The following is a 14,531-nucleotide window of genomic DNA, read 5'->3' on the forward strand; positions in this document are numbered from 1 at the left end:
TTTCAGAAACCCGAAGATTTCAGAAACCCTACGAAGCGCCCGCCCCGGCCGGCGGGCCGATCTCGTCCCGCATCAGGGCCAGGATGTTCTCCGTCACGGTCCCGGCCCGGGCCCGGTACAGGGCGCAGACGTCGGCGGTCGGGGCCGGACCGGCGAGGGGCCGGTAGGCGACGTCCGGCCGCGTCACGGCGCCGGCCGATTCCGGCACCAGGGCGACGCCGAGGCCCGCCGCCACCAGGTTCACGAGCGAGGCCGATTCGATCACCTGCTGCACCAGGCGCGGCTCGAACCCCGCATCCCGGCAGGCCTCCCACAGGTCGGTGGCGAAGCGCGAGTCGCGCAGCCGCAGGGACACGAAGGGCTCGTCGCGCAGGTCGGCCAGCGCGATCGCGGCGCGGGCCGCGAGGCGGTGCCCCGCCGGCAGGGCGACGCCGACCGCCTCGGGCCAGGCCCGCACCACCGTCAGGGACGGATCCTCCGGCGGCCGGCGCAGGAAGCCGAGATCGATGCGCCGCGCGTGGAGCGCCGCCGGCTGCTCGCCGGGCGGCATCTCGTGCAGGCGCACCAGCACGCCGGGATAAAGCTCGCCGAAGAGCCGGATCAGCCGCCCGAGCGGGCCGGCCAGGATCGAGCCGGTGAGCCCGATATCGAGGGTGCCGGTGCGCCCGGCCCCGACGGCGCGGGCCTCGGCGCAGGCCTCCTCGACCTCGCCCAGGATGCCGCGCGCCCGGGCCAGGAAGGCGGTGCCCGCGGGGGTGAGGGCGACGCTGCGGCTGGTGCGCCACAGGAGCGGCGTGCCGAGCTCGGCTTCGAGGTCGCGGATCTGCTGGCTGAGCGGCGGCTGCGACACGCCGAGCCGCTCCGCCGCGGCGGTGAAGCTCAAGGATTCGGCGACCGCCACGAAGTAGCGCAGGTGCCGTAGCTCCAAGGCGACCGCTCTGGCAGCAAGGGGGAGGATGCTTCGGCGGACGGCCCGGCGGCCGATCGAGACGCGAAACGACTGGATCATACGCAACGCGATATTGGACGTCCAGCACGGGCGGGGGCAGGGGTTGGCGGCGCGGCCCCGCCGGAGCGCGAGGCTGGACAGGCCCGCGGACCGGCCATACCCGGGGGCCTCGATCGGAGCCCACCGCCATGCAGCACGACCGGCCGCCCGCCGCCTCCGAGAGCCCCGGGACCTCCGAGACCTGCAGCGGCGCCGTGATGGCCCGCCTCGCCGAGCTTGCCCGCACGAGCGCCGATCCCGACGGGCTCACCCGCCTCTACCTCACCCCCGCCCACGCGGCGGCGGCCCGGCAGGTCGCCGCCTGGATGGAGGAGGCGGGCATGAGCGTCCGGCTCGATGCCGCCGCCACGGTGGTCGGGCGCTACGAGGCCGCCACTCCCGGCGCCCCGACGCTCCTCGTCGGCTCGCACATCGACACCGTGCGCGATGCCGGCCACTACGACGGCAACCTCGGGGTGGTGGTCGGCATCGCCGCCGTGCGGGCGCTGCACGAGGCCGGCGAGCACCTGCCCTTCGCGGTCGAGGTGCTGGCCTTCGGCGACGAGGAGGGCGTGCGCTTCCCCGTGACCCTCACAGGCTCGCGGGCGCTCGCCGGCCTCGTCCGGCCCGACTTCCTCGACGCCCGCGACGGCGACGGCATCACCCTGGCGCAGGCCCTGCGCGACTTCGGCGGCGATCCCGACGCGCTGCCGGCGCTCGCCCGCGACCCGGCCTCGGTGCTGGGCTACCTCGAGGTCCATATCGAGCAGGGGCCGGTCCTCGAGGCGGCGGACCTGCCGGTCGGGATCGTCACGGCGATCTCGGGCGCGAGCCGCCTCGTCGTCACGGTCGAGGGCCGGGCGGGCCATGCCGGCACCGTGCCGATGCCCCTGCGCCGCGACGCGCTCGCGGCGGCGGCCGAGATGGTGCTGGCGGTCGAGGCCGAGGCGAAGGCCACCCCGGACCTCGTCGCCACGGTCGGCCGGATCGAGGTGCCGCGGGGCGCCGTCAACGTCATCCCGGCCACGACCCGGTTCAGCCTCGACCTGCGCAGCCCGAGCGACGCGGTACGCCACGCCGCGCTGGCGCGGCTCGGCGCCGCCTTCGCGGCGATCTCCGAGCGCCGCGGCGTCGCGGTCACCACGGAATCGAGCTACGACGAGCCCGCCGCCGCCTGCGCGCCGGCCTTCCGGGACGCGCTCGCCGAGGGCATCGCCCGGCTCGGCCTGCGGCCTCTGAGCCTGCCGAGCGGCGCCGGCCACGACGGGCTGGCGCTGGCGGGCCTGTGCCCGATCGGCATGGTGTTCGTGCGCTGCGCCGGCGGGCTCAGCCACTCGCCCGCCGAATCGGTCGCCGAGGCCGACGTCGACACGGCGGTGCGCCTGCTCGTCGACGTGCTGCGCCACCTGCGGCCGGAGGCCCTGGCCCGGTCCTGAGCGGACTTGCGTCGGCAGGCCAGCGCTTCGCCCGCTCGGGTTCTCGTGCTGCAGCAGATCTTCGGCGCCGAACCGGTAACCAATTCGGCGAGATCCGCTTAGCTTGGCGGGTCCCGTCCCCCGAACGCCCCCGTCCCTCTCTCCCCACCAAACCAGGAGATCCCCCGTGAAGGAACTGAAGATCAAGGCCGGCCCGTTCGACCTCGTCGGCCGTCTCGAGCTCGAGAAGGCGCCCCAGACCTGCGCCGCCTTCCTCAAGGCGCTGCCGTTCGTGAGCGAGGTCATCCACGTCCGCTGGAGCGGCGAGGGCGTGTGGATGCCCCTCGGCGACCTCGATTTCGGCGTCGGCTACGAGAACCACACCAGCTACCCGGCGCCCGGCCAGATGATCCTCTATCCCGGCGGCATCAGCGAGACCGAGATCCTGCTGGCCTATGGCGGCGTCCACTTCGCCAGCAAGGTCGGCCAGCTCGCCGGCAACCACTTCCTCACCATCACCACGGGCATCGAGCACGTCTACGACCTCGGCCGCATGACCCTGCTCAAGGGCGCCCAGCCGATCCGCTTCGAGGCGATGTGACACGCCCCACTCCGGCCGCTTCGGCGGCCGGAGGGGGTGGGGCCGGCTTTCGCTAAAAAGGCCGGCCGGGCGCCGGCAAGAAACCCTTGCGGCGGGCCCGCCCGCCCCGTACCCCTTCAGGCTTGCGGCCCGCCCGGGATGCCCGAAGGGGTGCCGGGCGGAGCGTGGGGCGCGAGAGATGAACCTGAAGCGGTCCTACCGCAGTCTCATCGGCGGCGTCTGGGCGGGCGTGCTGACGACCTGCCTCGGGCTCGCCACGGTCACGGTCTGGACCGATACCCGCGACTACGAGCGCACGATCCGCGACGCCCGCAGCACCGCCGAGGCGGTGGTGCAGGCCCTCGGCCAGGAGGCGAACCGCCTCGTCTCCTCGGTCGACATGCTGCTCAGCGCCGCCGCCGCCCGGGTCGACGCCCACACCTTCGGGGCGAACCCGAGCTACACCCGCCAGCTGCTCTCCGGCCTGATGGCCCACGTCCCGGCGGTGATGGGCGTGCGGGTGCTCGACGGCACCACCGCGGGCGTCCTGTACGGCCAGGGCGGCGTCGGCACCGAGGGCCGCCCGTCCGACGCCGAACTCGTGCGCTCAGCCCTCGCGATGGGCCAGTCCGAGCTCGCGGTCGGCTGGCCGACCCGGATCGGCCCGGCCGATTCCTGGTTCGTGAGCGTCGCCCGCCTGGTGATGCCGCGTCCAGGCGAGACCCCGCTCGTCGCGGTGGCCGACCTCTCGCTCACCGAGCTGCAGCGGCTCTACGGCCGGCTCGACCTCGGTCCGAACGGCGCCATCGGGCTCCTGCGCAGCGACGGCGTGATCCTGGTGCGCCACCCCTACGCCCCCGACAAGGTCGGCCTGAGCGTCGCGGGCGGGGCCCTGATGCGCGCGGCCGCCGGCGTCGCCGGCGGCACCTACGACGGCAGCGCTTCGCCGATCGACGGCGTCTCGCGCTACGGCAGCTTCCAGCGCGTCGCCGGCGCCCCGCTCCTCGTCACCACCGGCGTCTCCAAGGACGAGACCCTATCGGCCTGGCGCGAGGGCGTGCGCCAGGACGCCGCGGTGGTGCTCGGCATCAGCACCGTGCTGGTCGGCCTCGGCTTCGGGCTGACCCGGGCGATGCTGCGCCACCGCGACCTCGAGGCGGAGGCGAGGCGCGCCGCCGGCATGCTCTCGGCCGGGGAGGCGCGCTACCGGCTGCTCGCCGAGAACACCAGCGAGCTGATCGTGCTCGCCCACGACGACGGCCGGCGCAGCTACGTCTCGCCGGCGGTGCGGCGCCTCCTCGGCTACACGCCCGAGGAGGTCGTCGCGATGCGCCTGCGCGACTGCGTCCACCGCGAGGACCTCGCCCTCCTGGTCACCCAGGCCCGCCGCCTCGCCGCCGGCGAGCCGCAGGTCAGCGTGGTCTGCCGCGCCCGCCACCGGACCGGGGCGTGGATCTGGGTCGAGGGGGCGTTCCGGCGCATCCCGGGGGCGGCGCCGGGCGAGCCTGCCATCATCGCGACCTTCCGGGACGTCGGCGAGCGCCAGCGTCACGCCCGCGCCCTCGAGGAGGCGCGGATCGCCGCCGAGCGGGCGAGCCAGGCCAAGAGCGACTTCCTGGCCTCGATGTCCCACGAGATCCGCACGCCGCTCAACGGCGTCATCGGCTATGCCGACCTGCTGCTGGCCGACCGCACCCTGCCGGGCCGGCACCGCCGCTACGTCGACCGGATCGCCGCGGCGGGCGGGGCGCTGCTCACCGTCGTCGACGACATCCTCGACTTCTCGCGCATCGAGGCCGGCGGCATCGCCTTGTCCGAGGTGCCCTTCGCCCCGGCGGCGCTCGTCGACAACGCCGCCTCGATCGTGCGCGGCCTGTCCGAGCCCAAGGGCCTCGCCCTCGACGTCGCGCTCGATCCCGCCGTGCCGGACTGGGTCCGGGGCGATCCCGACCGCCTGCGCCAGATCCTGCTCAACCTCCTCAACAACGCCGTCAAGTTCACCCCCGCCGGCCGGGTCGCCGTGCGGGTCGAGGCGGAAGGGGGGAGCCTGCGCTTCTGCGTCAGCGATACCGGCATCGGCATCGCCCCCGAGCAGCACGGCCGGCTGTTCCAGCGCTTCAGCCAGGTCGACGGCTCGATCCGGCGGCAATACGGCGGCAGCGGCCTGGGGCTCGCCATCTGCAAGGGCCTGGTCGAGCTGATGGGCGGCACGATCGGCGTCGAGAGCCGGCCGGGCGCCGGCTCGACCTTCTGGTTCCGGGTGCCGCTGCCGCCCTGCCCGGCTCCGGCCGCGGAGGCCGCGGAGGGCCGGCCCCGGCCGGTGCACCCGGCCCGCCTACTGCTGGTCGAGGACGTGCCGATCAACCAGGACCTCGCCCGGGCGGTGCTCGAGGCGGAGGGCCACGGCGTCGACGTCGCGGGAGACGGCACGGCGGCGATCGAGGCGGTGCGGGCGAAGACGTACGACCTCGTGCTGATGGACGTGCAGATGCCCGGCATGGACGGGCTCACCGCCACCCGGACGATCCGGGCGATGCCGGGCCCCGCCGGCACCGTGCCGATCGTCGCGATGACCGCCAACGTGCTGCCGGCCCAGATCGAGACCTTCCGGGCCGCCGGCATGGACGGCCATGTCGGCAAGCCGTTCAAGCGCGCCGAGCTCGCCGCGGCGATCGCCCGCCACCGTGCCGACGGCGGCGAGACCGCCCCGGTCCCGACGCTGGTCGACGTCGAGGCCTTCGCGGCGGCCCGCTCGCTGATGGGACGCGAGCGGATCGACGGCCTGCTCGGCATGCTGGCGAGCGAGCTCGATCGGCGCTTCCGCTCCCGCAGCAGCGACCGCGCCGGCCTCGCCCACGACGCCCACGCGATGATCTCGGCCGCCGGCCTCCTCGGCTTCACCGGCCTGTCCGACCTCTGCCGCGAGATCGAGGAGGCCTGCCTCTCGGGCGCCGACTTGCCCGACCTGCAGCGCCGGATCGACGCGGCGCGGGCGGCGGCGCTCGACCAGATCGAGACCTTGCGGGCGGCCTGACCGCGAGCCGCGCCCCGCGGTTCCTCCGCGCCCTCCCTCGGATGCCGACGCGGCCGCCGTCCGGGAAACAGCAGGGTGGAGCGGGGCTTTCAGTCCGCTCCGTCCCGCACCGCCAGATCGTGACGCACCGCCGCGGCATCGGCCACCCGGCCCCCCGCCTCCTCGATCGCCCGGCGCGCCGCCGCCACCCAGGCCCGGTTGCCCTGCGGGCTGCCCCAGGGCGCGTCCTCGAGCCCGACCCGGACATGCCCGCCCCGCGCCACCGCCGCCGGCACCAGCGGCAGGATGTCGACGCCGAGCCCCGCCACCATCCAGGGCGCGCCGGGCGCGCATTCGGCGAGCAGGGCCAGATGCGCGTCGAGATAGGCCGGCCGCGGCGGGAAGCCCCAGGCGAACTCGTCCGAGAACATGAAGCGGTAGACCGGCACCGGCGGGCGCGGCTCCAGGGCGGCGAGCGCCGCGCCCAGGCGGGTGAAGCCCGGCTCGTAGATGGCGTAGCCAGGCCGGATCCGGTGCGTGCGGGCGATGCGCAGGCCCTCGCGGATGTCGGGCATCGGGTTCTGGTAGAGGAAGCCGCTCTCCGGGGCCGACGCCTCGTCGTAGCGCAGGAAGGTGGTCGAGCCGGGATCGCACACCGCCCACTCGATCAGGCCGCGGCGGGCCAGCTCCTCGGTGTGGGCGTAGCGGCTCGCCGCGCTCGCGGCGTAGTCCGAGCCCGCCAGCGGGATCGTCGGGTAGACGATCACGTCGGCCTTCGCCCGGATGCCCTCGATGATGCGGGCATAGGTCTCCCAGGCGTCGTTCTGGCGCCCGGTCGCGGGATCGTAGGCGTGGACGTGGACGATCGCGGCGCCTTCCGCGGCGGCCGCCAGCCCGTCGGCCACCACCTCCGCGACGGTGATCGGGATGCCGGGCTGGCGCTCGCGCCCCCACGGCCCGTTGAGCGCCGCCTCGATCCAGATCTGCGCCATCGCGCGCCTCCCCCGCTTTTGCCGGCATCATGCGCCGGCGGCGCGCCGCTGTCTCCCGTGACGGCTCGGCTCTTGCAGACGATAAGGAGCTAACAACCCCGGGAGGATTCCGATGCCGACGCACCGCGCAAGCGCCACCTCGTTCGACGGGACGCGGTGAGCCGATGGACCTGCGCTTCGACGACCTCTCCCCCCGCGACCGCTACCGCCTGCTCACCGCCCTGGTGACGCCCCGGCCGATCGCCCTCGTGACCACGCGCTCGGGCGCCGGCCTCGACAACGCGGCGCCGATCAGCTTCTTCCAGGTGCTCGCCGAGGAGCCGCCGGTCGTGGCGCTCAGCTTCAACCTGCGCTCCGACGGCACGCTCAAGGACACGCCCCGCGCCATCGCCGAGACCGGCGAGTTCGTGGTCAACCTCGTCGACGAGGCGCTGATCCCGGCGATGACGGTCTGCGCCGCCGAGTTCCCGCCCGGGGAGAGCGAGATCCCGGCCGCGGGGCTGACGCTCCTGCCCTGCACCGGTGTCGCGCCGCACCGGATCGCCGAGGCGCCGGCGAGCCTCGGCTGCCGCACCCACACGGTGATCGACCTCTCGCCCGAGCGCCGGATCGTCCTCGGGCAGGTCGTGTCGCTGCATGCCCGGGACGACCTCTTCACGCCGGACGGGCGCCACCTGCGCGACGGCGCCTTCCTGCCGGTGGGGCGCCTCTACGGCGACCTCTACGTCCGCACCGGGGACCGCGTCGCGGTGCCCCGGATCGCCTACGAGGACGTCACGCCCTGACCGCGTCCGGCACGCCGAACACCGCGAGCGTGGTCTCGCCGGCCGAGAGGCGCTTCTCCCAGCCGATCTCGGCCCGGGCCCGCTCCTCGGCCCTGGCGATCAGGCCCTCGGCGGCGTCCCGCGGGATCACCACGACGCCGTCGTCGTCGGCGAGGATCAGGTCGCGGGGATGGACCGTGGCGCCGCCGATCGTCGCGACCGCGTCGACGGTGCCGCCGTCCTTCGAGGCCGGGCCGCGGGCGGTGACGTGGCGGGTGAACACCGCGAAATCGCCCCAGCCGCCGAGGATGCCGGTGTCGCGCACCGCCCCGTCGGCGACGAGCCCGACGATCCCCTTGCGGCGCGCCGCCGTCGAGAGCAGGTCGCCGATCATCGCGACGTCGCTCCGTCCCCCGGCATCGATCACCACCACGTCGCCGGCCTGCGCCACCGCGATGGCGTGGTGGACGGCGCCGTAATCCTTCGGATCGCACACGGCCGTCACGGCGCTGCCGAGGAGCGCCGGCCCGCCGGCGATGCGCCGCAGCGGCCGGATCGCCGGATCGACCTGGGTGCGGCCCTCCAGGAGGTCGACCACCACCGCCACCGGCACGGCGGCAAAGCGCGCGATCAGGTCGGCGTCGAGGCGGGGCGGGGTTCTCGCGATGATGCGGGTCGGCATGGCGTCTCCTCCTCGGCCGTCCTCGGCTGCGCGGCCGTTTTCGGCCGCGCGGGCGTCTTGGCTTTGCGGCCGGTGCCCGATCTCTATAGGCTGCCCGTCAACGCGCCGACAGGCGCGACGACACGAGGGCCCCCGCGCGAGGGGCACCGGGGAGGAATGCGATGGGGGAGGGCGGATACGCCCCGGGCGTGCGGCGGCTCGAGGGCAAGGTCGCGCTGCTGTTCGGCGCCGGCTCGTCCGGGCCCGGCTGGGGCAACGGCAAGGCCGCGGCGGTGACCTTCGCGCGCCACGGCGCCCGGGTGGTCTGCGTCGACCTGCGGCGCGAGGCGGCCGAGGAAACCGCCGAGATCATCCGGCGCGAGGACGGGGCCGCCACGGCCGCTGCCTGCGACGCCACCGATTCGGCCGCGGTCGCCGCCCTCGTCGCCGAGGTGATGGCCGCGCAGGGGCGCATCGACATCCTGCACAACAATGTCGGCTACGCGCAGATGGGCGGGCCGATCGAGCTGACCGAGGCCGAGTGGCACCGCGCCCTCGACCTCAACCTCACCACCTGCTTCCTCACCTGCAAGCACGTCCTGCCGCACATGCTGGCGCAGCGCGCGGGCAGCATCGTCAACATCTCGTCGACGGCGGCGATCCGCTACACCGGCTATCCCTACGCGGCCTACTACGCCGCCAAGGCGGCGGTGAACAACTTTACCCTCGGGCTGGCGCTGCAATACGCGGGCGACGGCATCCGGGTGAACGCGATCATGCCCGGGCTGATGAACACCCCGCTGATCCACCATCAGATCTCGGGCCAGTACCGGGATGCCGACGAGATGGTGCGGGCCCGCGACGCCGCCTGCCCGATGGGCCGGATGGGCACCGCCTGGGACGTCGCCAACGCGGCGCTCTTCCTCGCCTCCGACGAGGCGGCCTACATCACCGGCGTGGCTCTGCCCGTCGACGGCGGCCTGACCGGGAGGGCGGCATGACGCAACAGGCCGCCTCCGACCTGCTCTGGCACCACTGGCGCGAGGGCCGCCTCCTCGCCGCCCTGCCGCCGGACCTCGCCCCCGCCGACCGCGAGGCGGCCTACCGCATCCAGGCCCTGCTGGAATCGCGCAGCGCCGAACCCCTCTACGGCTGGAAGATCGCCGCGACGAGCCTCGCCGGCCAGCGCCATATCGGCGCCGACGGGCCGCTCGCCGGGCGGCTCCTCGCCGAGCGGGTGCTGCCGGCGGACGCTCCCGTCCCGCTCGCGGGCAACCAGATGCGGGTGGCCGAGCCCGAGATGGCCTTCCGCATGGGCGCCGACCTGCCGCCCCGCGCGGAGCCCTATACCGTCGCCGAGGTGATGGCGGCGGTGGACACCGCCCATCCGGCGATCGAATTTCCGGATTCGCGCCTGGAGGCGTTCGAACGGGCCGGGGAGGCGGCGCTGATCGCCGACAATGCCTGCGCCCACCTCTTCGTCCTCGGTCCTCCGGCGCCGGAAGGCTGGCGCGCCCTCGACCTCGCCGCGATGCCGACCCGGATCGGCGCCGAGGGGCGGGCGCCCTATGAGGGCCGCGGCGGCAACGCCCTCGACGACCCGCGGCTCGCGCTGACCTGGCTCGCCAACGCCCTGTCGAGGCAGGGGATCACCCTGCGCCGGGGCGAGGTCGTGACCACCGGCACCACCACGGTGCCGCTGCCGGTCGAGGCGGGGGATGTGGTGCGGGCGGAACTCGGGGGATTGGGGGAGCTGACGGTGCGGGTCGGGGTGTAGTCTTGGGCGCGCGAGGGTTGCAGCGGTGCTCGACCCTCGATCGGTCATCCGCTGGCGCCCCGTGCCGCGCTAAGATCGAACATTGTCCTCTGAAGCGATCCGAAGCCCGGCATCTATCGCAATAAAAAAAGGGGGGATGCGGGCTTGCCCGCATCCCCCCTGCTTCATCCCCTCCGGTCAGAACCGGCCTTAGGCCGCCTTCACCCCCTTCAGGAACACCGCCACCTCCCGCTCCAGCTCGCCGGCATAGCGCCCGAGCCGGTCGGCGGCGCCGAGCACCTCGGCGGCGGCGGCCCCCGTGCTGCCGGCCTCGCGCTGCACCGCGCCGATGCCGGTCGTCACGGCCTGCGTCCCTTGTGCCGCGTGCTGGACGTTGCGGGCGATCTCCTGGGTCGCCGCGCCCTGCTGGTCGACGGCGCCGGCCACGCCCTCGGCGATCTCCGACATCCGCTCGATCACGCCCGAGATCTCCCGGATCGCCTGCACGACGCCGCCGGTGGTGTCCTGGATGTGGCCGATCTGCTGGGCGATCTCCGCGGTGGCGCGGCTCGTCTGGCTGGCGAGTTCCTTGACTTCCGCCGCGACGACCGCGAAGCCGCGGCCCGCCTCGCCGGCCCGGGCCGCCTCGATGGTGGCGTTGAGCGCGAGCAGGTTGGTCTGGGAGGCGATCGAGGAGATCAGCGCCACGATGTCGCCGATCTGGTCGGCGGACTTCACCAGCCGCTGCACCGTCTCGTCGGTGCGGCGCGCCTGGTCGACCGCGTCGCGGGCGATGTCGGAGGACTGGGCCACCTGGGCGGCGATGCCGCCGATCGAGACCGAGAGCTCCTCGCTCGCCGCCGCCACCATCTGGACGTTGGCGAGCGTCTGCTCGGCGGCGCCCGCCACCTCGGCCGAGCGGCCGTTGGTGGTCTCGGCGGCCTCGGTCATCGCCCGGGCGGTCGCCTCCATGCCGGTGGCGGCCTCGCCCAGCGTCTCGGTCATCGCCACCACGTTGGCCTCGAACGAACGGGTCACGGCGTCGAGGCGTGCGGCGCGCTCGGCCTTGGCGGCGGCCTCCTCGGCGGCTGCCCGGTCGGCGTCCCGCTTGGCGAGCAGGGCCTCGCGGAACACCCGCACGGTGGCCGCCATGGCGCCGATCTCGTCGCGGCGTCCCTGCGCCGGCACCTCGGTGGCGAGGTCGCCGTCGGCGAGCTTGCGCATCGCGCCCGAGAGCTGGTCGATCGGTCGGGTGATGCCGCGCCCGATCAGGAGGGCCAGCGCCGCCCCGATGGCGCAGGCCAGCGCCACGCCGCCGGCGAGCAGCCACAGCGCCCGGTCGCGCTCCGCCGCGAGCTGGGAGAGTTCGCCGGCACCGATGCCCTCGGCGGCCGAGACCAGCTCGCCCGAGCGCCGGTCGAGGTCGGCAAGGATCGCCGCCTGCGCGGCGTTGGCCTTCACGATCTCCGGGATGCTGTCCTTGAAGCCGCGCACCTTGGCGCCGAGGTCGCGCAGGACGGCCTGGGCGGCGGCGTCGATGTCGCCGTACAGGATGGTCTCGGCGTGGTCGATGAGGGCGGCGGCGGTGGTGTCGAGGTCCTTGGCGGCCGCGGCATCCCGGGCGAGGATCAGGCGCTGCTCCAGGACCTGCGCCTCCTTGGCGGCGGTGATCGCCTTGCCGCTCGCGGTGAGCAGGCCGGTCGCGGAGGCGACCCGGTCCTGCTGGGTGCGCAGGGTGACCTGGGCGGCCGTCTGGGCGTTGTTCTGGGCCTGCTCGATCTGGCGCAGGCCGACGATCAGGCTGCCGAACAGCGGCGCGAGCTCCTCGGCGCGCTCGGCCTTGCCGCCCGGTCCGATCGGGCTCTCGATCTTGGCCTTGTACTCGTCGAGGGCCACCAGCGCCGGCTCGACCGCCTCGGTCGAGGTCATCGCGCCGAGGCGGCGCAGCAGCACCGCGACGGAATTCACCTTCGATTGCAGCTCCAGCGCGCCGTCGTCGCCCTCGCCCGACAGGAAGCCGACCTGCAGCACCTGCATCTCGAGGGCCGAGCGGATCGCGAAGGCGACCACGACGCCGGTGCTGGTGGCGCTCTTCTGGTCGGTCAGGGCGCGGTCGAGGGCCTTGCCGGCATCCGCCAGCTGGCGCTCCTGCGCCGCGCCGATGCCGGCGGCGGTCGCCTGCAGCTCGGCGATCAGGGCGGCGTGGCGGTCCTGGAGCGAGCGCGTCTCGGTCTTCTGGCTGCCGAAGGCCTTGATGGCGGCCTCGAACCCGTCGAGGGCCGTGCCGATGCCGGCGGCGGAGGCGGCCGCCTTCGGATCGCCCGCGAGGCGGCCCGCGAAGGCGACCGCGCTCTCCCGCACCCGCGCGATCGCGGCCCGCAGGGCCTCCTCCCGGCGCGTGTCCTCGCTCTTCAGGGCCCGGTCGGTGGCCAGCGCGAGATCGCCGATCTCGCTCGCCAGCATCTGGGCGGCATTGGCCGTGTCGACCCGCCGGGCGAAGCCCGTCAGGGTGTGCCAGCCGGTCGCCGCAACCGCGACCGTCAGCAGGAGGATGAGGCCGAATCCCCCGAATACGCGCGCCCTGATGGACATTCTTTTGTATCTCCACGTCGCGGAAACGCTAACGGGGAGTCCTGAAGCAATCCCTACTATACGGGCGCAACCATGGGTTGATCCCATGGTTCTCGATTTGTCGTCGCCAGGCCGCATCGCGGCCGAGCGACCGTTCTTCAGGGAATGAGCCGGTCGGCCCGCAGGCGCTCGAACAGATCGCGGAAGGCGTCGTCGGTGGGTTGGTAGTCGAGGAAGCCGAGGCGGCGGCTCTTGCCCATGTCGGTGACGACCTCGATCGGCCGGCCGAGATCCGCGTCGGTGTGCCAGGGCGAGGCGAGACGGTCGAGCCGTGGCTCGGCGAGGCCGTGCCTCTCCGCGATCTTAGCCCAGAGCGGGGCGTCGCCCTCCATCTGCCGCTCCAGCGGCCGTACGGTCCCGTCGAAGGGCGCCGGTTCGATCCCGAACCAGGCCGCGATCCGGCCCCACATCCAGCTCCAGCGGAAGACGTCGCCGTCCACCACGTTGAAGTCCTGGTTCTGCGCCTGCGGCGCCGTCGAGGCCCAGAGCAGGTGGCGGGCGAGGAGCCGCGCGTCGGTCATGTCGGTCAGGCCGTTCCACTGCATGGCCGAGCCGGGGAAGCGGAACGGCCGCCCGGTCTCGCGGCAGAGCGTGGCGTAGACGGCGAGCGTGGTGCCCATGTTCATCGCGTTGCCGACCGCCTTGCCGATGATCGTGTGCGGGCGATGCACGCTCCACGAGAACCCGTCGCGCCCGGCCGCGGCGAAGACCTCGTCCTCCTGCGCGTAGTAGAAGTTCTCGACCGGCAGCCGTCCCTGCTCCTCGCGGAACGGGGTCTGGGGCACCGCGCCCTTCCCGTAGGCCTCGAACGGCCCGAGATAGTGCTTGAGGCCGGTCACCAGGGCGGCGTGGCGCAGGGTGCCGGCCGGCCGCAGGGCGTCGAGGAGGTTGCGCACCATCGCGCCGTTGACCCGGATCATCTCGGCCTCGGTCGGCCGGCGCATCCAGGTCGACAGCACCAGGCGGGTCGGGCGGTGCGGGGCGAGCGCCGCCCTCAGGCTCTCCGGGTCCTGCAGGTCGGCGACCACGGGCGTCACGCCCTCCTGCGCGGTCGGGCTGCGAGCGAGCCCCAGCACTGTCCAGCCAGCCTCGCGCATCACCGCCGCGGCAGCGCTGCCGACGATGCCGCTGGCGCCGGCGATCAGCACGGTTTCCGTCATGTCCACGTCCTTTGTGAGAGCCTTCTCGCCGGGACAACGCGGGCGGGGCGGATGGGTCCCTTCGGGCCGTCCGGCCGGCGGCTCTCCCATCAATGACGGTGGCCGGGGAACGGATCGCTCGAATGCGAGCGATGTCCTGAACCATGTCGCCATGCATCCGCGGTACGCTCGCGGCCTCGGGAGACTTCCGATGAACGACGCCCTCCGTACCGCGACCTCCGGCCTCCTGGCCGCATCCCGCCGGTTCGACATGGCCGCCGGGCGCCTCGCCCGGGCGGGGACCGGCCCCGATCCGGCCGGAAACGACCTCGCCACTGCCGCAGACTTGGTAGGCGCTCGCATGCAGGTCCGCCTCAACGCCGCGACCTTGAGGGCTGCCGACGACGTCGCGCGCCGCCTTCTCGACGTGAGGGCATAACTTCCTCGCCTAAGCCGCGGAGGGGGTGGAGCCCCGCGCCCCGAGCCGCGTTCCTCGATGCGGCAGCGGGGCCCGAGGCGCCCGGACGTGCCGGCGGAGGCGCCCGTGGGTCAGCTCGTCACGGCGGATGAAGACACCGCATCGAAGCCGGCG

The 14,531-nt window shown here is 74.1% G+C and carries 12 protein-coding genes; 7 read left to right on the forward strand and 5 right to left on the reverse strand.

Features of this window, described 5'->3' with window-relative positions; genetic code table 11:
- Positions 1 to 28: 28 nt before the first annotated feature.
- Positions 29 to 928 (reverse strand): LysR family transcriptional regulator, encoded by a 900-nt coding sequence (locus tag BMX97_RS23185; RefSeq protein WP_091753628.1) that lies wholly within the window; start codon positions 926 to 928, stop codon positions 29 to 31.
- A gap of 209 nt (positions 929 to 1,137) precedes the next feature.
- Here BMX97_RS23185 and BMX97_RS23190 point away from each other — a divergent pair, with 209 nt between their 5' ends.
- The 3 genes from BMX97_RS23190 to BMX97_RS23200 all read left to right on the forward strand — a co-directional run bounded on the left by BMX97_RS23190 (position 1,138) and on the right by BMX97_RS23200 (position 6,017).
- Complete coding sequence (locus BMX97_RS23190; RefSeq protein WP_210187668.1) at positions 1,138 to 2,424, forward strand: allantoate amidohydrolase; 1,287 nt, start codon at positions 1,138 to 1,140, stop codon at positions 2,422 to 2,424.
- A 166-nt stretch (positions 2,425 to 2,590) separates the two neighbouring features.
- Positions 2,591 to 3,004: a DUF3830 family protein gene (locus BMX97_RS23195; protein ID WP_048450618.1), complete on the forward strand. Its 414-nt coding sequence runs from the start codon at positions 2,591 to 2,593 to the stop codon at positions 3,002 to 3,004.
- 178 nt (positions 3,005 to 3,182) lie between these two features.
- On the forward strand, positions 3,183 to 6,017 hold the full coding sequence (locus BMX97_RS23200) for an ATP-binding protein (RefSeq protein WP_091753592.1): 2,835 nt from the start codon (positions 3,183 to 3,185) through the stop codon (positions 6,015 to 6,017).
- 89 nt (positions 6,018 to 6,106) lie between these two features.
- Here the strand turns inward: BMX97_RS23200 and BMX97_RS23205 are convergent, their stop codons facing one another.
- Positions 6,107 to 6,988 carry a beta-keto acid cleavage family enzyme gene (locus tag BMX97_RS23205; protein ID WP_091753593.1) on the reverse strand — a complete coding sequence of 294 codons (882 nt, stop codon included), beginning with the start codon at positions 6,986 to 6,988 and terminating at the stop codon, positions 6,107 to 6,109.
- Between the two features lie 164 nt (positions 6,989 to 7,152).
- On the opposite strand from BMX97_RS23205, the gene BMX97_RS23210 reads away from it, so the two are divergent.
- The gene (locus BMX97_RS23210) at positions 7,153 to 7,773 is read left to right on the forward strand and encodes a flavin reductase family protein (protein WP_177202321.1); all 621 of its coding nucleotides are present in this window, start codon (positions 7,153 to 7,155) and stop codon (positions 7,771 to 7,773) included.
- Here BMX97_RS23210 and BMX97_RS23215 read toward each other — a convergent pair.
- Positions 7,763 to 8,434, reverse strand: coding sequence for an RraA family protein (locus BMX97_RS23215; RefSeq protein WP_091753595.1), 672 nt, complete (start codon positions 8,432 to 8,434; stop codon positions 7,763 to 7,765). The two genes, BMX97_RS23210 and BMX97_RS23215, sit on opposite strands and share 11 nt — an antisense overlap.
- Before the next feature lie 161 nt (positions 8,435 to 8,595).
- Between BMX97_RS23215 and BMX97_RS23220 the strand changes: the two genes are divergently transcribed.
- A complete protein-coding gene (locus tag BMX97_RS23220; protein ID WP_060848425.1) occupies positions 8,596 to 9,414 on the forward strand; it encodes an SDR family NAD(P)-dependent oxidoreductase in 819 nt (272 codons plus the stop codon).
- Complete coding sequence (locus BMX97_RS23225) at positions 9,411 to 10,190, forward strand: 2-keto-4-pentenoate hydratase (protein ID WP_091753596.1); 780 nt, start codon at positions 9,411 to 9,413, stop codon at positions 10,188 to 10,190. Before BMX97_RS23220 ends, BMX97_RS23225 begins: the two co-directional genes overlap by 4 nt.
- A gap of 189 nt (positions 10,191 to 10,379) precedes the next feature.
- Here the strand turns inward: BMX97_RS23225 and BMX97_RS23230 are convergent, their stop codons facing one another.
- Both BMX97_RS23230 and BMX97_RS23235 read right to left on the reverse strand, forming a co-directional pair.
- The gene (locus BMX97_RS23230) at positions 10,380 to 12,761 is read right to left on the reverse strand and encodes a methyl-accepting chemotaxis protein (RefSeq protein WP_091753597.1); all 2,382 of its coding nucleotides are present in this window, start codon (positions 12,759 to 12,761) and stop codon (positions 10,380 to 10,382) included.
- 137 nt (positions 12,762 to 12,898) lie between these two features.
- Positions 12,899 to 13,960 (reverse strand): SDR family oxidoreductase, encoded by a 1,062-nt coding sequence (locus tag BMX97_RS23235; RefSeq protein ID WP_091753598.1) that lies wholly within the window; start codon positions 13,958 to 13,960, stop codon positions 12,899 to 12,901.
- Positions 13,961 to 14,150: 190 nt separating this feature from the next.
- Between BMX97_RS23235 and BMX97_RS23240 the strand changes: the two genes are divergently transcribed.
- Positions 14,151 to 14,378, forward strand: coding sequence for a hypothetical protein (locus BMX97_RS23240; protein WP_091753599.1), 228 nt, complete (start codon positions 14,151 to 14,153; stop codon positions 14,376 to 14,378).
- The last annotated feature ends 153 nt before the right edge of the window (positions 14,379 to 14,531 follow it).

This window comes from Methylobacterium sp. ap11 (assembly GCF_900110515.1).
GTDB lineage: Bacteria > Pseudomonadota > Alphaproteobacteria > Rhizobiales > Beijerinckiaceae > Methylobacterium > Methylobacterium ajmalii.

Excerpts from the sequence above, each read along its gene's own strand:
- BMX97_RS23240 (WP_091753599.1), top strand. The coding sequence starts at position 14,151 with ATGAACGACGCCCTCCGTACCGCGACCTCCGGCCTCCTGGCCGCATCC.
- BMX97_RS23190 (WP_210187668.1), top strand. The coding sequence starts at position 1,138 with ATGCAGCACGACCGGCCGCCCGCCGCCTCCGAGAGCCCCGGGACCTCC.
- BMX97_RS23230 (WP_091753597.1), bottom strand. The coding sequence starts at position 12,761 with ATGTCCATCAGGGCGCGCGTATTCGGGGGATTCGGCCTCATCCTCCTG.
- BMX97_RS23200 (WP_091753592.1), top strand. The coding sequence starts at position 3,183 with ATGAACCTGAAGCGGTCCTACCGCAGTCTCATCGGCGGCGTCTGGGCG.
- BMX97_RS23215 (WP_091753595.1), bottom strand. The coding sequence starts at position 8,434 with ATGCCGACCCGCATCATCGCGAGAACCCCGCCCCGCCTCGACGCCGAC.
- BMX97_RS23220 (WP_060848425.1), top strand. The coding sequence starts at position 8,596 with ATGGGGGAGGGCGGATACGCCCCGGGCGTGCGGCGGCTCGAGGGCAAG.
- BMX97_RS23205 (WP_091753593.1), bottom strand. The coding sequence starts at position 6,988 with ATGGCGCAGATCTGGATCGAGGCGGCGCTCAACGGGCCGTGGGGGCGC.
- BMX97_RS23225 (WP_091753596.1), top strand. The coding sequence starts at position 9,411 with ATGACGCAACAGGCCGCCTCCGACCTGCTCTGGCACCACTGGCGCGAG.
- BMX97_RS23210 (WP_177202321.1), top strand. The coding sequence starts at position 7,153 with ATGGACCTGCGCTTCGACGACCTCTCCCCCCGCGACCGCTACCGCCTG.
- BMX97_RS23235 (WP_091753598.1), bottom strand. The coding sequence starts at position 13,960 with ATGACGGAAACCGTGCTGATCGCCGGCGCCAGCGGCATCGTCGGCAGC.